Source organism: Pseudactinotalea sp., assembly GCF_048594945.1.
GTDB lineage: Bacteria > Actinomycetota > Actinomycetes > Actinomycetales > Beutenbergiaceae > Pseudactinotalea.
Genome location: NZ_JBMDXJ010000358.1, coordinates 1 through 21,967 on the forward strand (window position 1 = coordinate 1; position 21,967 = coordinate 21,967).

General features: G+C 69.4%; 20 protein-coding genes. 14 read left to right on the forward strand and 6 right to left on the reverse strand.

Translation table 11 applies throughout. The annotated features are described in order from the left end of the window. On the reverse strand, positions 1 to 527 hold a 527-nt coding region (locus ACOJSN_RS16270), incomplete at its 3' end, for a LacI family DNA-binding transcriptional regulator (RefSeq protein WP_420113538.1). A gap of 113 nt (positions 528 to 640) precedes the next feature. Between ACOJSN_RS16270 and ACOJSN_RS16275 the strand changes: the two genes are divergently transcribed. Both ACOJSN_RS16275 and ACOJSN_RS16280 read left to right on the forward strand, forming a co-directional pair. Further along, positions 641 to 1,933 carry an ABC transporter substrate-binding protein gene (locus tag ACOJSN_RS16275; RefSeq protein ID WP_420113539.1) on the forward strand — a complete coding sequence of 431 codons (1,293 nt, stop codon included), beginning with the start codon at positions 641 to 643 and terminating at the stop codon, positions 1,931 to 1,933. 10 nt (positions 1,934 to 1,943) lie between these two features. After that, complete coding sequence (locus ACOJSN_RS16280) at positions 1,944 to 3,191, forward strand: hypothetical protein (RefSeq protein ID WP_420113540.1); 1,248 nt, start codon at positions 1,944 to 1,946, stop codon at positions 3,189 to 3,191. A gap of 63 nt (positions 3,192 to 3,254) precedes the next feature. Here the strand turns inward: ACOJSN_RS16280 and ACOJSN_RS16285 are convergent, their stop codons facing one another. Then, entirely contained in the window at positions 3,255 to 5,519 is a 2,265-nt protein-coding gene (locus ACOJSN_RS16285) for a choice-of-anchor I family protein (RefSeq protein WP_420113541.1), read from the reverse strand. 115 nt (positions 5,520 to 5,634) lie between these two features. Here ACOJSN_RS16285 and ACOJSN_RS16290 point away from each other — a divergent pair, with 115 nt between their 5' ends. The 6 genes from ACOJSN_RS16290 to ACOJSN_RS16315 all read left to right on the forward strand — a co-directional run bounded on the left by ACOJSN_RS16290 (position 5,635) and on the right by ACOJSN_RS16315 (position 11,230). After that, positions 5,635 to 5,895, forward strand: coding sequence for a hypothetical protein (locus ACOJSN_RS16290; protein ID WP_420113542.1), 261 nt, complete (start codon positions 5,635 to 5,637; stop codon positions 5,893 to 5,895). Positions 5,896 to 6,107: 212 nt separating this feature from the next. After that, complete coding sequence (locus ACOJSN_RS16295; RefSeq protein ID WP_420113543.1) at positions 6,108 to 7,376, forward strand: ABC transporter substrate-binding protein; 1,269 nt, start codon at positions 6,108 to 6,110, stop codon at positions 7,374 to 7,376. Further along, positions 7,373 to 8,401: a carbohydrate ABC transporter permease gene (locus tag ACOJSN_RS16300; RefSeq protein WP_420113544.1), complete on the forward strand. Its 1,029-nt coding sequence runs from the start codon at positions 7,373 to 7,375 to the stop codon at positions 8,399 to 8,401. The genes ACOJSN_RS16295 and ACOJSN_RS16300 overlap by 4 nt, the downstream gene beginning before the upstream one ends. A gap of 1 nt (position 8,402) precedes the next feature. Further along, on the forward strand, positions 8,403 to 9,260 hold the full coding sequence (locus tag ACOJSN_RS16305; RefSeq protein ID WP_420113545.1) for a carbohydrate ABC transporter permease: 858 nt from the start codon (positions 8,403 to 8,405) through the stop codon (positions 9,258 to 9,260). Then, on the forward strand, positions 9,257 to 10,180 hold the full coding sequence (locus ACOJSN_RS16310) for a glycoside hydrolase family 43 protein (protein WP_420113546.1): 924 nt from the start codon (positions 9,257 to 9,259) through the stop codon (positions 10,178 to 10,180). The genes ACOJSN_RS16305 and ACOJSN_RS16310 overlap by 4 nt, the downstream gene beginning before the upstream one ends. 39 nt (positions 10,181 to 10,219) lie before the next feature. Further along, complete coding sequence (locus tag ACOJSN_RS16315; protein WP_420113547.1) at positions 10,220 to 11,230, forward strand: LacI family DNA-binding transcriptional regulator; 1,011 nt, start codon at positions 10,220 to 10,222, stop codon at positions 11,228 to 11,230. Here the strand turns inward: ACOJSN_RS16315 and ACOJSN_RS16320 are convergent, their stop codons facing one another. Next, positions 11,231 to 11,662 carry an Lrp/AsnC family transcriptional regulator gene (locus ACOJSN_RS16320; protein ID WP_420113548.1) on the reverse strand — a complete coding sequence of 144 codons (432 nt, stop codon included), beginning with the start codon at positions 11,660 to 11,662 and terminating at the stop codon, positions 11,231 to 11,233. It abuts the gene before it with no gap. A 121-nt stretch (positions 11,663 to 11,783) separates the two neighbouring features. On the opposite strand from ACOJSN_RS16320, the gene ACOJSN_RS16325 reads away from it, so the two are divergent. Beyond that, positions 11,784 to 13,289: an aminotransferase class III-fold pyridoxal phosphate-dependent enzyme gene (locus ACOJSN_RS16325; protein WP_420113549.1), complete on the forward strand. Its 1,506-nt coding sequence runs from the start codon at positions 11,784 to 11,786 to the stop codon at positions 13,287 to 13,289. Positions 13,290 to 13,297: 8 nt separating this feature from the next. On the opposite strand, the gene ACOJSN_RS16330 is transcribed toward ACOJSN_RS16325, so the two are convergent. Further along, entirely contained in the window at positions 13,298 to 13,849 is a 552-nt protein-coding gene (locus ACOJSN_RS16330) for a TetR/AcrR family transcriptional regulator (protein ID WP_420113550.1), read from the reverse strand. Positions 13,850 to 13,935: 86 nt separating this feature from the next. Here ACOJSN_RS16330 and ACOJSN_RS16335 point away from each other — a divergent pair, with 86 nt between their 5' ends. Together ACOJSN_RS16335 and ACOJSN_RS16340 are read left to right on the forward strand one after the other, a co-directional pair. Beyond that, positions 13,936 to 14,334, forward strand: a complete 399-nt coding sequence (locus ACOJSN_RS16335; RefSeq protein ID WP_420113551.1) for a nuclear transport factor 2 family protein — start codon at positions 13,936 to 13,938, stop codon at positions 14,332 to 14,334. Between the two features lie 29 nt (positions 14,335 to 14,363). Further along, a complete protein-coding gene (locus tag ACOJSN_RS16340; protein ID WP_420113552.1) occupies positions 14,364 to 14,648 on the forward strand; it encodes a putative quinol monooxygenase in 285 nt (94 codons plus the stop codon). Positions 14,649 to 14,708: 60 nt separating this feature from the next. On the opposite strand, the gene ACOJSN_RS16345 is transcribed toward ACOJSN_RS16340, so the two are convergent. Further along, complete coding sequence (locus tag ACOJSN_RS16345; protein WP_420113553.1) at positions 14,709 to 15,704, reverse strand: hypothetical protein; 996 nt, start codon at positions 15,702 to 15,704, stop codon at positions 14,709 to 14,711. Between the two features lie 136 nt (positions 15,705 to 15,840). Next, positions 15,841 to 19,926, reverse strand: a complete 4,086-nt coding sequence (gene hrpA, locus ACOJSN_RS16350) for an ATP-dependent RNA helicase HrpA (protein ID WP_420113554.1) — start codon at positions 19,924 to 19,926, stop codon at positions 15,841 to 15,843. A 93-nt stretch (positions 19,927 to 20,019) separates the two neighbouring features. Here hrpA and ACOJSN_RS16355 point away from each other — a divergent pair, with 93 nt between their 5' ends. The 3 genes from ACOJSN_RS16355 to ACOJSN_RS16365 all read left to right on the forward strand — a co-directional run. Then, the gene (locus tag ACOJSN_RS16355; protein WP_420113555.1) at positions 20,020 to 20,994 is read left to right on the forward strand and encodes an endonuclease/exonuclease/phosphatase family protein; all 975 of its coding nucleotides are present in this window, start codon (positions 20,020 to 20,022) and stop codon (positions 20,992 to 20,994) included. Positions 20,995 to 21,017: 23 nt separating this feature from the next. After that, the gene (locus tag ACOJSN_RS16360; RefSeq protein WP_420113556.1) at positions 21,018 to 21,341 is read left to right on the forward strand and encodes a ribosomal protein L7/L12; all 324 of its coding nucleotides are present in this window, start codon (positions 21,018 to 21,020) and stop codon (positions 21,339 to 21,341) included. A gap of 127 nt (positions 21,342 to 21,468) precedes the next feature. Beyond that, a partial coding sequence (locus ACOJSN_RS16365) for an ATP-binding protein (RefSeq protein WP_420113557.1) occupies positions 21,469 to 21,967 on the forward strand: 499 nt, incomplete at its 3' end.

A 21,967-nucleotide genomic window follows, 5' to 3' on the forward strand; every position in this document is an offset into this window, starting at 1 on the left:
CGCTGCATGAGGGTACGCACGCACGAGGCGTCGGCGAGCGCTCCCTGCCCGCGCATGTGCTCGTCGTACAGCGGCATGGTCACCACGGAGCACCCGCCGCTCAGGTGCGCCTCGTCGAGGTCGACGAGGCTGAGGATGCCGTCGAACAGGCCGGATCGCGACATCTCGACGACGCGATCGGTACGGGCGTCCACGTCGCCGCCCACGAACACCACCTCGAGCCGCAGACCCGCCTCGTCCGTGAGCTGTGTCGCGCCGGCAAGGACCTCCAGCGAGCTGATCGCCGTGCCCTGCGGCAGCACGATCGCGACAGCGTCGGTGTGCCGAGCGCGCATCGCGCGCGCCACGAGGTTGGGTCGGTAGCCGAGCTCCTCGATAGCGGCGCTGACCTTCTCGATCGTGGCCGGCTTGATACCGACCCCGTGTGACTTGATGTAGCGCGCGACCGTCTGGTGCGAGACGCCTGCGCGCTGCGCGACCTCGCGAATCGTGGGCGGGCGCGTCCGGTCGGTCGGTAGTCGCTGCATCGCACCTCCGTCACCGACTGGACAGGCCCTTGACACCTGGATTGTGAACGGTAACTATATCCACACCTACAGAATGTGACCGTTCACATTCTTGACCTACGCAAGGAGGCACCATGGTCACCACACGTACCGCGGTCGCGGCCATCGGCGCCGCTGCGGCCATCGCGCTGGCACTGAGCGCATGCTCGAGCTCACCTGGCAGCGAGCCGGGTGCCGAGCTCGACCCGGACCGCGCCGTCGAGCTCGACTTCGCCTGGTGGGGCGACGCCACCCGGGGAGCGCTCTACGAGGAGGCCATCGCCGTCTTCAACGAGGAGTACCCGAACATCACCATCCGGCAGCAGTTCCAGTCCTGGGCCGACTACTGGACCGCTCGGAACACCGAAGCCGCCGGCAGCTCGTTGCCGGACGTGCTGGCCGTCGACGCCGGGCACGCGGTCATGTACGGGCAGCAGGGGCAGCTGCTGGACCTGACCACGCAGATCGGCGTCAACCTGGACGTCTCGGAGGTGCAGGAGAGCCTGCTGCAGTCCGCAGCGGTGGGCGAGGCTCAGTACGGGGTGCCGATCGGCACCAACTCCCTCGGGCTGCTGTACAACACGGCACTCCTCGACGAGTTCGGCATTGCGCCGCCCGAGGAGGGGTACACGTGGGAGGACTACGCGGACTTCGTCAGCGAGATCTCGGCGGCAGGCGCGGCGCAGGACCCGCCCGTGTACGGCAGCGCGGACTTCACCGGCAACATGCAGATGTTCTCTCTCTGGCTCACGCAACAGGACATCGCACCGTACCGGGACAACGAGATCGCCTACACCAGGGAGCACGTGATCGAGTTCCTCAGGCTCGGTGAGCAGCTCCGCGGCGAGGGCGTGTTCACACCGCAGGAGACGTTGGCCCAGCTCCAGGTGCCTGCCTTCAACGTGGGCGTGGAAGCAGCCACCATCAACTGGGCGAGCTCACTGGGTGGAGCCATCACCGACCTGGGCTCCGACGACATCGGACTGATGCTGCCGCCGTCAGGTCCCCAGGGCCCGCACATGTCCTCCGGCATCTCGATCGCGCTGGCCGCCTCGGCGAACACGACCGAGCCCGATGCCGCTGCGATCTTCATCGACTTCCTGATCAACTCGCCCGAGGTCGGCGAGATCTTCGGCACCACCCGTGGCGTGCCGGCCACCGCCAGCCAACGTGATGGCGTGGTCGTGGAGGAAGGGTCGGTCGATGCTCGCGTTCTCGACTACGCCGCCACCGTGGAGGCGGTTGCCACCGGGACGCCCGCGGAGGAGTTCGAGTCCTTCAGCTCGATCGAGGCGGAGTGGATCCGGCTCGGCCAGGAGCTGCAGTACGGCAACATCACGATCGAGGAGTTCGCGGACACGTACTTCACCTACGTCGACACCCTCTGAGGGCGGCAGCGTGTTGGTGAACGGCGTTCCGTGGTTCGACGATCGCGGGCAGGTGGTGAACGCCCACGGGGTCTGCGTGCTCGAGCACGAGGGCATGTACTACCTGTACGGCGAGCACAAGGGCGACGACGTCAACGAGTTCCAGGGCTTCGCCTGCTACTCCTCGGCCGACCTCGAGACCTGGACGTTCGAGCGCATGGCGCTGCCAGTTCAACCCGAGGGCAGGCTCGGCCCGAACCGAGTGGGCGAGCGCCCGAAGGTGCTGCGATGCCCGAGTACCGGGCTCTTCATGATGTACATGCACACCGACGACCGCTCGTACACCGATCCGTGCACGGGTGTCGCGATCAGCGAGACGCCTACGGGCGAGTTCCGGTTCCTCGGCCCGCTCGAGTACCAGGGCGCGCCGTTGCGCCGGTGGGACATCGGCTCGTTCCACGATGCTGACGGCACTGGCTATCTGCTGGTTCACGAAGGCGACATCTACCGCCTCAGCAGCGACTTCCATGCGCTGGCGGAGAAGGTGTGCGAGGGGGTGGCACCCGGCGGTGAGTCACCCGCCCTGTGGTTCGCGGAGGGCATGTACTATCTCGCGTTCTCGAACAAGACGAGCTGGGAGCGCAACGACAACTACTACCTGACGGCGCCGGCGATCGAGGGTCCCTGGACCCACCGCGGCCTGCTCGCGCCAGAGGGGGCTCTCACCTTCAACTCGCAGTGCTCGTTCGTGCTGCGCGTGAACCACGACGGCGTCCCGCGCCATGTGTACATGGGCGACCGTTGGTCGTTCCCTCGCCAGCGTTCGGCCGCAAGCCAGGTGTGGCTCCCTATCGGCGCACCGGACGGAGGCCCTCCGCTACGGGAGTACCTGCAGGCCTGGCGACCGGCCACGGGGGAGTCGATCCAGATCACGGGCGATCGCCTCGCCGTGGACTTCTCCTCCGCGCAGGTGGGCGAGTCTGTGGAGATCGCCTTCACGGGCACCCGGATCGCGCTGATCGGTCGTGCTCACCCGGCTGGCGGATACGCACGGGTCGAGGTGGCCGGCGAGGCCCCGCTCGAGACGCACGTGGACTTCTACGCGAAGGTGGCTGAGGACGGCGTCCGGTTCGTCACCCCCGTGCTGCCGCACGGCGACCACCTGCTCCGGGTCAGCGTGACCGGCGAGATCCCGCAATGGAGCGACAAGCAGCGCTCCCGCTATGGCAGCACCGGCTCTGACGTGACGCTCTCCGCCGCGATCGTGCTGACCTCCTGACACGACGACGCCCGCCGCAACCGCTCCCTCCAACGGTCCCGACGGGCGTGTCGCGTGTCCGCCTCAGGCTTGGGCGGCCCGTGCCCGGCGAAGCAGCAGCACGCCGGTGGTGATGCCGACCGCGGCGATGGCGATCAGCGCGGCGACGCCGGCGACGCCGGTATCGGGCATCGCTCCGGTTGCGCCGCCGGCGGCCGCGGTCACCTCGAACGTCACCTCAGCGGTGCCGGACTCGGCCACGATCACCAACCGGTGGGTGCCCGCCTCGGTGTCGGCTGGGACGCGGAACGTGAGCGTTGCGGTTCCGTCGCCGCCGGCGGTCGCGCTACCTACGTCGACCGGGTCGGAGTACATCGTTCCGCTCAGCGCCTCACCGGCGACCGCTCCTGAGATCCGGGCGGTCGCGACCTCACCCGCGCGAACGGGGCCGTCGAGGACCACGGCGAGCTCCGCCGTCGGAGTCTGCGAGGTGGGGTCGTCGGTGGTCGGGTCGTCGGTGCCAGGGTCAGTGGTGGGGCCGGTCGTGGGGTCGTCGGTGGATGGATCGGTCGAGGGCTCGGTGGTGGGCGGCTCGGTCTCGGTCGGGGTGATCGAGAACAGCGTGGTGGTTCCCGAGACCTCGTTGCCGACCGCGATCATCGGCTCACCACTGGGCGAGTCAGCGGCGCTGATGAAGGCGATGCTCTCGGGCCCGAGGTCACCGGCCTGGTCGAGCACGGCGTCCTCGACGTTGCCGTCGTCGTCCATCTCGTCCTCGAGCGAGATCGCGAAGTTGCGGTTGTTGATGTAGGTCACGAAGAAGACATCCGTCGGGTCGGTCACGTCGAACACCGCGATACCGCCCACGCGCTCGAAGCCCACGAACGCGTACGTCGCTTCACCCACCGCACCGATCGTCACGGCCTCAGGCTCAGGACCCTTGTCGTCGCTGCGACCCTCGAGGTTGGACTCGGAGTGGTTGGAGTTGAAGAACTCGGGAGCCGCCTGCGCCACGATCTGCTCGAGCTGGTCGCCGGAGTCGAACACGAGCTCGCCGTCGGTGCTCCAGATCGCGAACGAGCGGGCGCCGAACGCGTACAGCTCCTCATAGCAGGCACCGTCCTCCGAGAGTCCCTCGGCCGTGGTGACGTTGAGGCGGCCGAGGTCGGCCTCACCGGTGAGGCTCGCCAGCGGCGAGTCCTCGCAGATCGGTGCAAGGCCGTCGTCGCCGAGGTCCTTCACACGCGCAGGCTCCACGTAGTCGCCCCACTCGCGGGCGTCGCCCTCGTTCGCGGTGACCAGGTACGTCTCCTCACCGACCGCGTAGGAGGCGATCGTGTCCGGCATGTACAGGCCGAAGATCGGCCAGGTGTCGATCGCGATGCCGCCGTCGCGGTCGCTCGGGTCGAGCCCGTTGCCCTCCTGCGAGTGGTCCTTGGCGCCCAGCGGGAGGATGTCGGTCACCGTGGCCTCAGCCAGATCGACCACGGCGATCGCGTTGGCCTCCTGCAGGCTCACGTAGGCCGTGGTGCTGGTGTGGTCGACGGCCACGTACTCCGGTTCGAGGTTCGCGGAGACCGGGTAGTCGGTGTTGACCTCAGGCCCGAAGATGCGCACGCCATCCGGCAGGGTGGCGGACCCGCCCTCCTCGTAGGCGTGGAAGTCGGCGATGCGCACGTCCTCCTGCGTTGCCGCCGCGATCGTGCTGGGGAGGTCGACGACAGCGACCGAGCCTTCGGGATCGATCGTGAAGTCGTCGTCGGGCTCGCCCTCGTTGGCCACGACGGCGCGGGTCCCGTCCGGGGTCAGCATCACGCTGTCCGGCAGCGCGCCCACACGCACCGCGCCGAGCGCGCCGTCATCGAGCACGTTCGCATCGAAGAACGCCAACCAGCCGTCGTCGGTCTTGGTCGGGGCCTCGAGCGCCACGACGATCAGGCCGTCGGCGCGCACGGCGAGCGAGTTCGCCACGGCGCCACTCGGCACGCTGGAACCGTCACTCGCATCGATGCCGGCCGGGTCGAGCTCGGCGACCTTGGTGGGTGCCGCCGGGTCCGAGACGTCGAGCGCCTCGACCAGGCCGGCCTGGGCGTTGACCACGAACAGCTGCTGTGTGGCCGCGTGAAACACCACGATCTCGGCGGCACCCTCGTCGACCACACCGGTGCGGTAGGTGCCGATCGGTGCCAGCTCGATCGCGGCGTCGTCGGCGGAGTGGGTGATGGGCTCGTCGACGGCGTGAGCCGCCTCGAGCAGTCCCGGCGCCGCGAGCGCGGCGAGCGGGAGCGTGAGCGCCGCGGTCAACGCGACACGGCGGGCGGCGGAAGAACGTCGAGGAGTGTTCGGCACGGCGAGACACTAGGGACGCCGGGCGACGCGGTGGTGACGTCGGGGTGAACGGCCGGTGGTTCCCTAGGCGCTCCCGTGCCTACGATGGCGGCACGTTCGAGGGAGGGGCTGGACCATGTCGATGTTCTCCGGTGGGATCGCGCTGGTTGCCGTTGCCGCACTGGTGGCGCTTGCGATCCTCGTGACAGTGCTGCTCGTGGTCGGCAGACGCAAGCACGACTGGGCCGGTGATCGCGTACCGCCCCCCCAGCAGGTGCCGCCGCAGCCGGGCCAGCCACAGCAGCCGGGCCAGCCGCCGACACCACCGCGGTCGATCGACGACTCTGAGCGGTTCCGCGAGCAGAACCGACCCACGGATCCGCCAGCTCCCGCCTGACAGCGCGACGCCCCGGATCCATCCGGAGCCCGGGTTCGCACGAATTCTCACGATGGAACTTTCGCGTCCAACGTGGCGATGTCACCACAGGTCTTGATCATCACGGCGTCGCAACGTTGACACGCATCGCTGGCGCACCGAGAAATTCCCACGTTAGACTCTCGCGACGGCGGCGATCCCGCGCCGCCACATCTGATCGAGGGAGATTGATGATGTCGAACGACCGTGCGTTCTCGCGCCGTGCCCTGCTCGGGGCCGGCGGCGCTTTCGCGGCGATGGCCGGCCTGTCCGCCTGCGGCGGCAACACCGGCGGGCTCACCGGGGGTGACGGCACCGGCGGCGGCTCCGGCGCTGGGCTGAGCCAGTGGTACCACCAGTACGGCGAGGCCGGTACCGAGGAGGCGGCCAAGCGCTACGCCTCGGAGTACACCGACGCCGAGGTCACGGTGAACTGGGTGCTCGGCGACTACGCGAGCAAGCTCTCCACCACGCTGCTGTCCGGCAGCGGTGTGGATGTCTTCGAGAACAACGCGATCGCGGTCGACCAGATGGAGCAGGGGCGGTACGCCGATCTCACCTCGATCGTCGATCCTGTCAAGGACCAGTTCAACGCCGCAGCGCTGAGCAAGGTCGAGATGGACGGCAAGTTCTGGGGCGTGCCGATGCTGGTCGACCCGCAGGGCTTCGTCTACCGGCCCAGCGTTCTCGAGGCAGCAGGCATCGGTATCCCGGAGACCTTCGAGGACCTGGTCGCCGCAGCGACCGAGCTGACCACCGCTGATCAGAAGGGGCTGTTCCTCGGCAACAACTTCGATGCCTGCGCGCTGGCACTCATCTGGGCGGGTGGCGGCTCCCCGTTGACGGAAGACCTGAGCGCCGTGAACTACAACACCGAGGGGATGGCGACGGCGCTCTCGCTGATCCAGCAGATGAAGAACGACGGCGTGCTGCTCACCGGCGCCCCAGCGGACTGGGTGGATCCCGCCGCGTTCATCTCCGGGCTCGTCCCCATCTCGTGGGCAGGCTGCTGGATCCTGCCCGCCGTCGAGGAGGCGTTCGGCGACGACGTCGGCTTCTTCCCGCTGCCCGGCGCCGGACCCAACGGTGCCACGACCACGTTCGTCGGCACCTGGAACGAGCAGGTCGCCGCGAGCTCTTCGCAGGTCGAGGCGGCCACCGAGTTCGTCAAGTGGCTGTGGATCGACCAGCTCGAGCTTCAGAACGACTGGTCGCTCTCCTACGGTTTCCACATCCCGCCGCTCACCGCCGCGGCCGAGCAGGCGGAGGCCCTGCAGAGCGGCAACGGCAAGACCCTGTTCGACATGACGAACGACTTCGGCGTCACCACGCCGCCCCAGTGGACCGGCGACATGGCGACCCCGATGAACGACGCCATCAGCCGCGTCCTCAAGAACGCCGCCGACCCGGCCGCAGAGCTCGCGGCCGCCGAGGAGGCGAGCAACCGGGCGTTCTCCTCATGAGCGCACCCTCCGCCGTCACGCGCTCTCAACAGGCGCGCGAGAGCGGCGGCACCAGGACCGGTGGGGTTCGACAGACCGGAATCTTCTGGCTGTTCTTCACGCCATTCCTGGTCGGACTGTTCATCTTCACGGTCGTCCCGCTCATCTGGGGAGGCCTGCTCTCGTTCTTCGAGGCGCGCGGCACGATCCTGCCCACGCGGTTCGTCGGGCTCGACAACTTCGCCGCGTTCCTCACCGACACGGCCTTCTTGCAGTCGCTGCTGACTTTCGCGATCTTCGCAGCGTTCATCGTGCCGGTGACGATGGTCGCGTCGCTGTTCCTGGCGGTGCTCGTCAACGGGCTGCCGAAGCTGCAGGGCTTCTTCCGGTCGGTGTTCTTCTTGCCGACTGCCTGCTCGTACGTGGTGGCGTCGGTGATCTGGCGGCTCGCCCTCTTCAACGGGCTCGAGTCCGGCATCATGAACCAGTTCCTCGGGGTCTTCGGCATCGGCCCGGTGGCGGAGTGGCTGAGTGCGTCACCGTACTGGTGGGTGGTGCTGGTCAGCGTGCGGCTGTGGCTGCAGGTGGGCTTCTACATGCTGCTGTTCCTCGCGGGGCTGCAGGCGATCCCCACGCACCTGTACGAAGCCGCCGCCGTCGATGGTCTGACACCCGGCAGCTTCCGGATGTTCCGCATGATCACGATGCCGCAGCTGCGCGCCACCTCGGCCGCGGTGCTGCTGCTTCTGCTGGTGAACGCCTTCCAGGCATTCGACGAGTTCTACAACCTGACCGGTCAGAACCCGGAGACGAGACCCCCACTGGTGTACCTGTACAGCGTCGCCTTCGGCACGCAGCAGAACTTCGGAAGCGGCTCGGCCGGCGCCCTGGTGCTGACGGCGATCATGGTCGTGGTGGGTCTGCTGCAGGCATCGCTGTTCGGCTTCGGCACCGGTGAGGACGGTAAGCGGCGTACGCCGCTGACGATGTGGTTGCGGCGCCGCTCGCAGGTGAGCACCGCTGCCACGACCGAGAGGGAGGGCTGATATGAGCGGCGCAGATCTACGCCTGGCGGGGCGCCGGCAGAACCGCACGGGGCTGATCATCCGCTACGTGATCGCCTCGATCCTCGCGGTGGTGTTCCTCGTGCCGTTCTACGGCATGATCAAGGTCGCCCTGTCGCCGAGCGAGGACATCTACTCGCCCGACTTCGTATTCTGGCCGGAGCAGCCCCAGTGGCAGCGGATCGGGGAGGTGATCGGCGATCCGAGCTTCCGCGACGCGATCCTCAACTCCGCGATCATGGCGGTGGTCTCGACCGCCCTGACGATCCTCATCGCGGCACTCGCGGGATACGCGCTCGCGCGCATCCGCAGCCGGGCTGCGGGACCGATGTTCGGTCTCGTCATCCTCGTGCTGCTCATCCCCGCGACGACGGCGTTCGTCCCGAACTTCATCATCGTCGCCTCGCTCGGATGGATCGGCACCCTCCAGGGCCTGATCGTGCCGGGCTTGTTCAGCGCCTTCAACGTGTTCCTGTTCCGGCAGTTCTATCTGAACTTCCCGCGCGAGATCGAGGAGGCGGCACTGATCGATGGCGCCGGCTACCTGCGTGTGTTCTTCTCCATCGTGCTCCCGAACACGCTGCCATTCGCCTCGGCCCTGACCGTGCTCGGTCTCATCGGCTCGTGGAACGCGTTCTTGTGGCCGCTGGTGGTGTCAGGTTCGGGCCAGGGCGTGTTGACGGTGCAGATCTACCTGTCGTCCTTCCTCACGGCCCAGACCTTCGATTACGGCACGTTGTTCATGGCCACCACGTTGTCGTTGATCCCGGTGCTCGTCATCTTCTTCCTGCTGCAGCGTCACCTGGTGCAGGGCGTGGCGGCGACAGGTCTGAAGGGATGAGTGGACACCGCGCGGACGAGATCGCGCTGGCGGATCCTGCGGCGGTACGCACCGCGGAAGGCTGGTACGTCTACGGCACAGCCGGCCGGTCCGCAGATGGGCTCGAGCTGGGCATGTCCTTCTCGAGCGACCTCGAGCACTGGAGCGACGTCGTCGGGGTGCTGCAACCTCTCCACGGCCTCGGCGACGCCTACTGGGCACCCGAGGTGTGCGAACGTGACGGTGCCTGGTGGATGTACTACTCGGTGGGCCACGGGCACGCGGGGCACTCGCTGCGCGTCGCACGTGCCGAGGGGCCGGCAGGGCCGTTCGTCGACCTGGGGGTCGATCTCACGCCGTTGGAGCTGTTCGCGATCGACGCCTCGCCGTACCAGCACACGGACGGTTCCTGGTGGTTGCTGTTCGCACGGGACGTGCTCGAGCACGACCGGCCCGGCACGCACCTCGCCGTGGCGGAGCTGCCGACGCCCACGACGCTGGGCACGGTCCGGCCGCTCCTGGCTCCCTACGCCGACTGGCAGATCTACGAACGTGATCGGCCGATGTACGGGCGGCGATGGGACTGGCACACGCTCGAGGGGCCCCATGCGGTGGAGCGTGACGGCGTGCTGCTGCTCACGTTCTCCGGTGGCTCGTTCCAGGGGCCTGGGTATCGGGTCGCTTGGGCACACTCGAAGCACCCTGCCGGCCCGTGGGTCCGCGCACCGGAGGGCGCCGACGTGCTGCTCGCCACCGACGGGGAGCTGATCGGCCCCGGCCACAACTCGGTCACGACTGACGCCGAGGGGCGGGACGTGATCGTCTTCCACTCCTGGGACCGGCAGCGCACGGCCCGGCGGTTGCGGCTTCGTGGGCTGCACATCGACGCGTCGGCGCCGTCGATCGCCGTCGGGCACGAATCCGACGCTTCTCTAGGATGAGGCGCCACGGCGATCGGCCGGGGGCGAGGGAGGCGAACGGTGGCGACGCGTAGGCCCGTGATCAAGGACGTCGCGGCGCTCGCAGGGGTGTCCTGGAAGACCGTCTCCAATGTCATGAACGACCGGCCCGTCGTCAAGCCCGAGACGAGGCAGCGGGTGCTCGACGCCGTCGCGACGCTCGGGTACACACCCAACCACGCCGGCCGGGACCTGCGCGAGGGCCGGTCCCGCTCGGTCGCGCTCGTGCTCCCCGAGCTCGAGAACCCGTACTTCGCCCGCCTGGCCGAGTACGCCGAGCGCGCGCTGGCTGATCGAGGCCGCACGTTGTCGATCGAGCTGACCGGCGGCGACGCCGACCGCGAGGCCGCGTACCTGCAGGGTGCCACCGCACGAGAGTTCAGCGCGGTGCTGCTGTCAGCCACTCGGGTCTCGGAGCAGAGCGTCGTCAACAGGCCGGACTGGACACCGCTGGTGCTGCTCGGCGAACGCGTCTCGAATGTCGCGGTGCCGCACATTGCGATCGATAACGCCGGCGCCACCGTCGACCTGGTGCGTCACCTGGTGGCGGGAGGCCGTCGGCACATCGGGTTCATCGGCGCACCGGAGTCGGCGCTGCCCTCGACCGGAAGCGTCCGGCTCGCCGGGTTCCAGGCGGCCATGCGGTTCGCCGACCTGCCGGTGGCGAACATCCAGCGCTGCATCGACTGGAACCGTGAGGACGGCTATCGGCTCATGCAGCAGATGCTGGCGGTCGGGGACCCGCTCGATGCCGTGGTGTGTGCGAACGACCTGATGGCGATCGGTGCGGTCCGGGCACTCGTGGAGTCCGGGCGGCGAGTGCCCGACGACGTCGCGCTCGTTGGATTCGACGACATTGCCGAGGCTGCGTGGTGCAGTCCGCCGTTGACCACGATCCGACCGGACCTGGAGCTGCTGGTGCGCCACGCGCTGGACGCCGCCCTCACGCCCGACGGCGTGCGTGAGCGCGGGAGCGAGATCGTGGTGCCGCACGAGCTCGTGGTACGCGCGTCATCGGCCCCGAAGGGTTGATCAACGCTCGAACTTGGTCGACAGGATCAGGGAGGTGGTGGTGCGCTCGACGCCGTCGAGGGCACCGATCCGGTCGGTGAGCACGTCCATGTCCTGGACCCCGGTCGCCACGACGATCGCGACGAGGTCGTGGCTGCCGCTGACCGAGTGGAGGCTGCGGACCTCGGGTAGCTGGTGCAGCGCACGGACCACGGCGGCCGACTGCTTCGGTCCGACCGTGATGAGGATGTGCGCCCGCAGCCGGTCCTGCTCCACGTCATCGGCGACGCGCACCGTGTAGCCGCGGATGACGCCGTCGCGTTCGAGGCGCTGCATGCGGCTCTGCACCGTGGTGCGCGAGAGGCTGAGCCTGCGCGCGATCTCGGCTGTGGAGGCGCGCGCGTCCTCGCGCAGGATCGAGAGCAGGCGCTCGTCGGTGGAGCTCAGCCGCATGAGACCTCCAGATTGGGCGAATCGCCGAGATTGCGTGCGAAATTGCGCAGATTGAGGGTACCAACCGCCGAGGCCGTCCCGGATGATGAGATGCACCCCGCCCTCGCTCCAGGAGGACACGATGTCTCACACGGACTTCTCCCTCAGTCTGATCGACAAGCTCGCCCCGCTCCGCGCGACCGGTGGTGCGCGCCGCACGGAGGGACTCGACGACGAGACCCTCGAGCGATTCGCCGCCACCCACCCTGAACTCGTGACCGCGGTGGATGCGGCCGTGCTCGAGTACCGGGGCCTGCAGCGAGGCTTCGCCGATCTCCTCGAGCTCGACGAGGACGCCCAGGTTGCCGCCGTCCAGGCCGGCTTCGTCAACTTCTACCCGCAGGACGGCGTCAACCCGTACGTGGCGCTGGTGGCACGCGGCCCGTGGGTGGTCACGCTGAAGGGTGCCGTGCTCTACGACACCGGTGGTTACGGGATGCTCGGTTTCGGCCACGCCCCGCAGCGCGTTCTCGACGCGATGGCGAAGCCGCAGGCGATGGCCAACATCATGACGCCGAGCGTGGCGCAGCTGAAGGTCGACCGCGCGCTGCGCGCCGAGATCGGGCACACCCGCGGCGAGTGCCCCTACGCCAGCTTCATGTGCCTCAACTCGGGCTCGGAGTCGGTGTCGCTGGCGGCCCGGATCGCCGACATCCACAGCAAGACGATGACTGACCCTGGCGGCCGCTACGCGGGCCGCGTGATCAAGCGCGTGGTCGTCAAGGGCAGCTTTCACGGCCGCACCGAGAAGCCGGCGCTGTTCTCGGACTCCAGCCGGCAGACCTACACCGACATGCTCGCGAGCTTCCGCGGCGAGGACACCGTGATCGCGGTGGAGCCGTACGACAGCGACGCGCTAGCCCAGGTGTTCGCAGCTGCCGAGACCGAGGGCTGGTTCATCGAGGCGATGTTCCTCGAGCCGGTCATGGGGGAGGGCGACCCCGGTCGCAGCGTGCCGCCGGAGTACTACGCCGCCGCTCGTGCCCTCACGGCCGAGCACGGCTCGCTGCTGCTGGTCGACTCGATCCAGGCGGGACTGCGGGCCACCGGAACGCTCTCGATCGTGGACTACCCGGGCTTCGAGGGTCAGGACGCTCCCGACATGGAGACCTACTCGAAGGCGCTCAACGCCGGCCAGTACCCGCTGTCCGTCCTCGCGCTGAGCGAGCACGCGGCTGCGGTCTACCGCCGCGGTGCCTATGGCAACACGATGACCGCCAACCCCCGCGCGCTCGACGTGGCCTGCGCGGTCCTCGGCCTGCTGACTCCTGAGCTTCGACGGAACATCCAGGACCAGGGGAGCTACGCCGTCGAGCAGCTCGAGAAGCTCCGCACCGAGCTCGGCGGACTGATCACCCAGGTCCAGGGGACCGGCCTGCTGTTCTCGTGCGCGCTGGACCCCCGCTTCAAGGCCTACGGGGCGGGCTCGGTCGAGGAGTGGCTGCGCGAGCACGGCCTCGGGGTCATCCACGGCGGCGAGAACTCGCTGCGCTTCACGCCGCGGTTCGAGGCCGGCGAGGACGAGATCGATCTGATCGTCGCGCTCGTCGGGCGCGCGCTGGCCGAAGGGCCTCGACAGGCCGCGTAGCGGCCGCGTCATCCCAGAGTCGCCGCGGCCATCTCTCGCGCTGCGCGGGCGGGGTGCTGGCCGTCCTGGGTGGCGGCGACCACCAGCGTCCCCTCGATCAGCAGGTGAAGCTGCTCCGCGGCCCGTTCAGGATGGGCATGGCCGAGGGCCTGGACCTCGCGAACGAGCATCTCGCGCAGCCGCCGCCTGAACGCTTCCGTGTGTGCGTGTGCGGGATGCTCAGGATCGGAGAGTGCCAGGTCGGTGGCGAAGTACCGGCAGCCGCGGAACTCCGGCGTCGAAACGAGTCCGTCGAGCTGATCGAAGAGTCCGAGCAGACGTTCACGCGGCGCGGTGGAGCCCGCCAGCGCCTCCTCGTACCAGGCCAGGTCTTCCTCGGAGGCGCGCTGCAGCACCGCCTCGATCAGCCCGTCCTTGCCGCCGAAGTGCTCGTAGAGCGACCGGCGCGCCACGTTCGCCTCGGTGAGCAGCGCCTCCACGCCGACCGACGCGCCGCGCTCGTAGAAGAGCCGCTGACCGGCCCTGAGCAGACGCTCCCGAGGTCCTGCTGTCGTGCTCATCTGTTCCCCACTTCTTGACGGTAGACCGATCAGTCTATACCGTGGCGCCTAGTAGACCGATTGGTCTATCGATCGAGGAGGACGCGATGAGCACCAGCAGCGGTGGGGCCGCCCGTGGCACGGCGGAGACGATCGCCCTGTTCAACGAGGCATTCCGGCGCCGCGACAAGCAGGCGCTCGCGGGGCTCGTCCACGAGGAGTGCGTGATGGTGGCGGCACAGCCGGCGCCCGATGGCGCAGCCTCGGTCGGTCGGGAGGCGTGCCTCGCGTTCTGGGGCGAGTTGCTCGACGACGAGAGCAGCACCTTCGAGGTCGAGCACACGTTCGCTGCCGACGACTGGGCCACGGTGCGCTGGCGCTTCCGCTTCGGACCGACCGATGCCGAGTCGGTGCTCGGCGTGAACGTCACGCGGGTGAGCGACGGCCAGGTCATCGAGCAGCTCGGCTATACCAAGACCCCGGGCGGCCTGCCGCTGCCTGAGTGAGATCCGACCGCACAAGACAAGGAGCAGACATGATCATCATCGCCGGACATACGCTTGTGGACGCAGCAGACCGCGACGCCAACGTCGCAGCCTTCCGCGGCCTCGTCACGCGTGCGCGAGAGGCCGACGGGTGCCTCCATTTCTCCATGACCGCCGACTCCGTGGACCCCGGGCGCACCAACATGCTCGAGATCTGGCGCGACGCCGACGCGCTCGATGCGTGGCGCAAGCGCGCGCGGGGACCGCGTGCCACGAAACCGCACCACGTCGACGTCAAGCGGTACGACGCCGCCGACGGCGGCCCGCTGTTCTGAACTGCGTGAGGCCGGGATGTCGATGCTCACCGTGGCGACGCCGGGCACCGCGGTCCGGCCTCAGCTCCGACCGAGTGGCGCCGAGGCGACCGACAGGTAGAACGGGGAGGGCACGACGGGGCGCTGGCCGCGCACGATCCGGCGACCGAGAAAGGCCGGCCACCGAGGCGTATCCCGCACGCCCGTGGCGAAGAGAATGGTGCGATCCAGCTCGGAGTCATGAAGGATGCCCGGGCCGTATACACCTCGGGCGACCGCGGCGGGCATGTGCCGATCGCCGGTGTTCAGCACATGCTGCGGCACCGACCAGCGACGGCGATCGGCGCTGAGCTCATCGGCTGTCGCGATCCAGAGTCCCTGCGGCGGGAAGCCTCCGGTACCGTGAAGGTCGGCACCTCGCGCGAGAACCATGATCCAGCCATCGTTGGTGCGGGTCACGGCGTTGTCGAAGAATCCTTCCTCCGGCGTCGCGAACACCTCGGGTTCCGACCAGCTGAGGCCGTCCACGCTCTCAGCCGCACGAAGCTCGTAGTCGGGCAGGTCGCCGGGGCCGATCTCGTACGGATTGGCTTGATACCACATCACGTAGCGTCCGTCGCCGTAGGCGACAAGAGGCTCCAGCACGCTCGATCTGGGGGCCACCCCCGTGATCAGCGGCTCCTCGAGACGCCCCCACTCGTCGTCGACGAGCTCGAGCGCCCCGATCGCGTAGCTACTGCGGCGACCGTACTGCTGCAGGGAGGCGCGGCCGGTGTAGTAAAGGCGCGCAGGCTGGTCTCCCACGGGTGGGACGTACGACGGCGTGTGCATCCCTGCGGCATCCCAGGCATGCCGCGGAGGATCGGCCACGAGGGCGCGCGCACGCCCGCGCCGGTCGACATCGATCTGCCACGAGCGTCGCGCTGGGTCGGCCCCCGGCGCGAGCGTCGCGACGTACAGGCGGTTGCGAAACGACGTGGAGAAGCCACCGAGGAACATGGTCGGAACCGCGTTGATGACATGCACATCAGGATCACCGAGACCCAGGACGCCCCGAGGCATGGGACCGTCCACCATGTCCCACAGGGTGGTGATGTGGGCTGGGGTGATGACGTCAAGCACTGATGGCCTCCGAGGAATTGAGCACGCCGAGCAGCGTGGACTCCCCTGGGGATCAGGTAGGTCGTTGATCCGACGCTAGCAGACCGTCCGGCTAAGCCTCCGCGAGCGCCTTGCGGATCCGCTTCTCGCTCACGGTGACCGCGGTACCGAGCTGTTGCGCGAACAGGCTGACGCGCAACTCCTCGATGAGCCAGCGCGCCTGGGCGAGGTTCGTGCGGCGCTGCAGCGGCCCGTGCTCGGCGGCGGTGGTGGCCGCCCACCACGCATCGGAGAGCTCGCGCACCTGCCACGCGAGCTGAGCGTCGCGGCCGGGGCTCTGCTCGGCCTTGCCGATGCGAGCCACGTCGGCCTTCAAGTAGCGCGCCAGATGGCCGAGCTGCTCCGGTGGCGTGCGGGAGATGAAGCCGTCACCGAGCAGCGACGCCTGGTGCGCGCGCACGTCCTCGAGTGTGGCCAGCAGCGCCATCGATGTCGCCCGCCGCACCTCGGCGTCCACCTCGCGTGAGGCTGTCAGCGCGGCGGCTGCCTGACGAGATACCTGAAGGACCGTGTCCTCGAACCGTTCCCGCAGCGCCGAGGTCAGCGTCTCCACCTCGCGGCGGCTGCGCACCGCGGTCAGATCGCGACCCACGGTCAGTGCGGCCGCGGCGGCCAGCTGGATGTCCGCGACCAGGGCGTCGGTGCTGGCGTACGGGCTCGCGGCGAGCGCGAGCGTCTCGGCGGTCGACCAACGGCTGGTGACGCGACCGACCGGCAGCGCCAGCGCATCGCTGAGGAGCCGCCACACGCCGCGCGGATGCTCGCTCGCCTGCTCGTCGGCAGTGGCGAGGACCCGGATGGTGACCGGGCCTCGCGGGGACGCCCCGCCGTCGACCACGAGTGACGGATACCCCACGACGTCCTGACCATGAGACCGCCCACCGACCGACTCGGCAACCTCCCATTCGCCCACCAGGGCCTTCTGCCCGGTATCGGGCGGTGTACCGCTCACAACCCCCTGCTCGGCAGGCCTGCTGGCCTTCCGGACGGCGGCGCGCACGGCTTGCTGCACCGCCTCGCCCGAGTGCCGGGCGAGGGTGCGCTGAAGGTCGCGCAGGTCCTTGCCCTCGCCGAGCACAGCGCCGCGCTCGCCATGGACCCGGAACGTGATGCGCAAGTGCGCGGGCAGCTTGCCCGGATCCCAGGCGTCGGCGGGGATGTCGGCGTCCTTCAGGCGCCGGGCGGCGTCGGTGAAGGCCTCGGCATACGACGGCGCCCCGTCGGGTGCGCTCGCCACGCTCGCCCAGGTCGGGAGCCGGGTCTGGATCGCTGCTGCCACGTCCGGTGCCGGCACCAGTTGCACGCGCACCGGCTTGGGAAAGGCGCGGATCGTGGCGACGGCGAGTTCGCCGGCAAGTCCGGGCACCAGCCAGTCGAAGCCGTTCGGGCGCAGTCGGGGAAGCACCGCGATCGGGACGTGAACAGTGACGCCGTCGGCATCGTCGCCCGGAGCGAACTGGTAGGTGATCGGCAGCTCCAGGTCGCCCTGGCGCCAGGTGTCCGGGAACAGGTGGGGGTCGCTCGCGTCCCCGGCATCCGGGACCAGATCCGCGATGCTCAGCGTGAGCAGGTCGGGCGTCTCGCGCCGTGCGTCCTTCCACCAGGCGTCGAAGGCGCGGGCGCCGGTGACCGACTCGGGCACGCGTGCGTCGTAGAAGGCGACCAGCGCCTCATCGTCAACCATCAGATCACGACGCCGCGAGCGAGCCTCGAGTTCCTCCGCCTCGGCGCGCACCGCCTCGTTGTCCTTGACGAAGCGGTGATGGGTGCGCCAGTCGCCCTCTACGAGCGCGTGCCGGATGAAGAGGTCGCGAGCGTCGGCAGCGTCCACACGCGCGTACGGCACGGTGCGGTCGGCGATCACCGGCATCCCGTACAGCAGCACCTTCTCCTTCACCATCGCCGCGCCCTGTTTGGAGGACCAGTGCGGCTCGGAGTAGGTGCGCTTGACCAGGTGCTCGGCCAGCGGCTCGACCCACTCCGGCTGGATCCGCGCGACCGTGCGCGCGAACAAGCGAGACGTTTCCACCAGCTCGGCCGCCATCGCCCAGGCCGGCGCTTTCTTGGCCAGTCCGGAGCCGGGAAAGATCACGAAACGGGTGCCGCGGGCGCCGAGGTAGTCGCGCTTGCGCTCGTCGTAGGAGCCGATGTGGCTGAGGAGACCCGACAACAGGGCCTGGTGCACCCGATCGGGGTCGGTCGCACCGCCGTCGTGCGGCTTGATCCTCATCCCCAGCGGCTTGGCGAGCTGGCGGAGCTGGCTGTGCACGTCCTGCCACTCACGCACACGCAGGTAGTGAAGGAACTCCGACTTGCACATCCGCCGGAACGCGCTGCCGGAGAGCTCGCGTTGCTGCTCGCGCAGGTAGTCCCAGAGCTTCAGCAGCGACAGGAAGTCCGAGGTCGGGTCGGCGAACCGTCGGTGCTTCTCGTCGGCCTGCTGCTGGGCGTCGGCGGGCCGCTCGCGCACGTCCTGCACGCTCAACGCTGCCACGATGACCATCACCTCGCGCACGCATCCGAGTCGATCCGCCTCCACCAACATCCGGCCCAGCCGCGGGTCGATCGGCAGCTGAGCCAGCTTGCGCCCGACGTCGGTGAGCCGGTTCCCCGACGCATCCCCGCCCCGACGGGCGCTCGAGGTCACCTCGAGCGCGTGCAGCTCCGTGAGCAGCTGCATGCCGTCACGAACCGCGCGGGAGTCCGGTGCGTCCACGAACGGGAAGGCGCCCACGTCGCCCAGCCCGAGCGCCGTCATCTGCAGGATCACGCTCGCGAGCGAGGTGCGCAGGATCTCCGGCTCCGTGAACTCGGGGCGACCCTCGTAGTCGCGCTCGGAGTAGAGGCGGATGCAGATGCCGTCGGCCACGCGGCCGCAGCGGCCGGCACGCTGGTTCGCGCTCGCCTGCGACACCGCCTCGATCGGCAGCCGCTGCACCTTCGTGCGATTGGAGTATCGCGAGATCCGCGCCGTTCCCGGGTCGACCACGTACCGGATCCCCGGCACCGTCAGCGAGGTCTCCGCCACATTGGTCGCGAGCACGATGCGCCGGGTCGAGTGCGACTCGAACACCCGGTGCTGCTCGGCAGCGGACAGTCGCGCGTACAGCGGCAGCACCTCGACGGCGCCCGGCACCGTGCTGCGCTCACCCGGCCTGGTGTAGCGGCGGCCGAGGTGGTCGGCGAGCGCCTCGGTCGCGTCCTTGATCTCGCGCTCGCCCGAGCAGAACACGAGGATGTCGCCGGGGCCCTCGGCCATCAGCTCGTCGCACGCCTCCACGATCCCGGTCGGCTGGTCGATCGCTTCGTCCCTGCCCGACGGCGGGGCCTCGTCTCGGTCCTCCTCCTCGCCGACATCGGGGACCAGCGGGCGGTACCGCACCTCGACCGGGTAGGTGCGGCCGCTCACCTCGATCACTGGGGCGGGCCTGCCCTCGGGTCCGAAGTGCTCGGCGAACCGCTGGCTGTCGATCGTCGCGGAGGTGATGATCACCTTGAGGTCCGGTCGCTGCGGGAGCAGCCGCTGCAGGTAGCCGAGGATGAAGTCGATGTTGAGGGAGCGTTCGTGCGCCTCGTCGACGATGATCACCTGGTACCGCCGCAGCATCGGGTCGCGCTGGATCTCGGCGAGCAGGATGCCGTCGGTCATCAGCTTGACGAGCGTGGTCTCGCTGACGTGGTCGGTGAAGCGCACCTGGTACCCGACCGCGCCGCCCATCGGGACGCCCAGCTCCTCGGCGATCCGCTCGGCGACAGTGCGCGCAGCGATCCGGCGGGGCTGCGTGTGCCCGATCGAGCCGTCGATGCCGAAGCCCAGCTCGAGGCAGATCTTCGGGAGCTGCGTCGTCTTGCCGGACCCGGTCTCACCGGCGACGATCACCACCTGGTGGTCACGGATCGCTGCGGCGATGTCGTCGCGTCGCGCCGAGACCGGCAGCTGCTCGGGGTAGCCGATGCGCGGGACCGCCGCGCGGCGCTTGGCGAGCAGCTCCTCCGACGGCACGACCCAGCCATCTCGACGAGGGCCACCCGAACGCCGAGACCCGCTCCGCCGTCGTCGCCCCCGCCTGCCCCGCGACGCGGGGTCGCCGGACCCGCGGCCCGGATCGGCCGTCGGCGCGGAGGAGTCGGAGGTCACGACCAACCATTCTCCCTGAGGCGTCCAGCGCGATTTGACGTGACACACGTGCCGGCGCGGCACCGCGGTCACGAGGGATGCGAGGGTAGGCGCGTGAAGGTGGTCGGCTGGGTGCTGGTCGGGCTGCTCGCGATCGCGGGCGTGCTCACGCTCGACCCTGCAGTGGTGGGCCTGTCGGAGCTCACCCCGGTGCTGCAGGCGATCTCGATGCGCGGTCTACTCGCTCTCGGAGCCGGTGCGCTCGGGGTACTGCTCCTGGTGATCGCACTGCTCGCGCGCAAGACAGCCGGCAAGGGACGCCGGCTACTCGTGGTGGGCGTGCTCGCGCTCCTCGTCGGGGCCGGTCACGTCGGCGTGCTGATCGAGCGCGGGACGTCGGCGGGTGAGCCGTTCGGAGTGGCGCCCGACGGCGCGATCGACGTCCTCACCGTCAACACGCTCGGAGCACGTGGCGGCGTCGGCGAGCTGGTGACGATGGTGGACGCGCTCGAGCCGGACGTGATCGCCCTGCAGGAGACCCCGGCCGAGGATGCCGAGCGGCTCGCTGCCGGGGTCGGGGGCGAGTACCAGGTGTTCACGGCCACCACCGGACCGCAGCCCGTGCAGGCCACGGCGCTGCTGATCTCGGTCGAGCTCGGTGCGTACACCCAGCGGGAGGCGCCCGCCACCCGGTTCGGGGGAGTGTGGGCGGCGCCGGTCGACGGCGGTGGGCCCGACCTGCTCTCCGTGCACCCGGTGCCGCCGGTGCCGGGCAACGTGCCTACCTGGCGTGCTGAGCTCGCGGCGATCACGGGGCTGTGCACCAGGGTGCCGGGCGTGGTGCTCGCCGGCGATTTCAACGCGACCGTCGACCACGCCGCGCTGCGCGACTCGCGGTGCCTGGACGGGTCGATCGACACCGGTGGCCACGCGACCTGGCCGGCGGCGAGGTCGCCGCTGCTCGGGACGCCGATCGATCACGTGCTGATGGATCCAGGGGCCTGGGAACCAATGGCGTCGAGGGTGCTCGAGGCTCCGGGGTCCAGCGATCACCGCGCCGTGCTGGTGCGGATCGTGCCGGTCTCGTGAGGTGCATGCGGTAGGAAATAGCCATGGTGTGGAACTCCGACGTCCAGCGGGACGACAACGCGCGCATCTCCGCGCTCGAGGCCACGGTGGCCGATCTGCAGCGGCGAATCGCCGCGCTCGAGGCCGCCGGGGGCGCCGCTGGCGCGGGAGCCGAGTCGCCTTATGGGACCGCCGACTCGGCCGGCGCAGTTGACCCATGGTCGGTGCCACCCTGGCCGGAGATCGTGCACCTGATCCTGCGAGACAAGAAGATCCAGGCCATCAAGGTCTACCGCGAGCACTTCGCTGTCGGGCTGAAAGAGGCCAAGGAGGCGGTCGAGGAGGCGGAGCGGCGCGTCCGCGGGTGAGGCTCGCTCGATCTACACGTCTCTACTGTCGTCGATAGATCTCGGGAGACAGTCCGATCCGCGACATGCCCTACCTGACTATCCCGATATCTGCCGTTCTTGCTAGAGAGCCGGATACTGTCCGATCGTGGACCCGATCAGGAACCCGTACGCACCCGGCGCCGGGCAGCGCCCGCCCGAGCTGGCCGGCCGCGACAGCGAACTGCACGCTTTCGACGTGGTGCTGGAGCGCGTCGCGCGAGGTCGGCCGGAGCGGTCGATCGTGCTCACCGGCTTGCGCGGCGTGGGCAAGACGGTCCTGCTCAACGCGCTGCGGTCGGCGGCGGTGCGCGCACGGTGGGGAACCGGCAAGCTGGAGGCGCGCCCGGACCAGTCGCTGCGCCGCCCGCTGTCGGCGGCACTGCACACAGCGATCCGTGAGCTCGGCCGCCCGGGCGACTCCGACAGCGTCCTCGGAACCATCAAGGCGTTCGCGTTGCGCGCCGCCCCGCCCAAGGCGAACCTGCGTGACCGCTGGAACCCGGGTATCGACGTGCCGGCGACCACCGGCCGCGCCGACTCCGGCGACATCGAGATCGACCTCGTCGAACTGCTGACCGACGTGGCCGGCCTGGCTGCTGACGCGG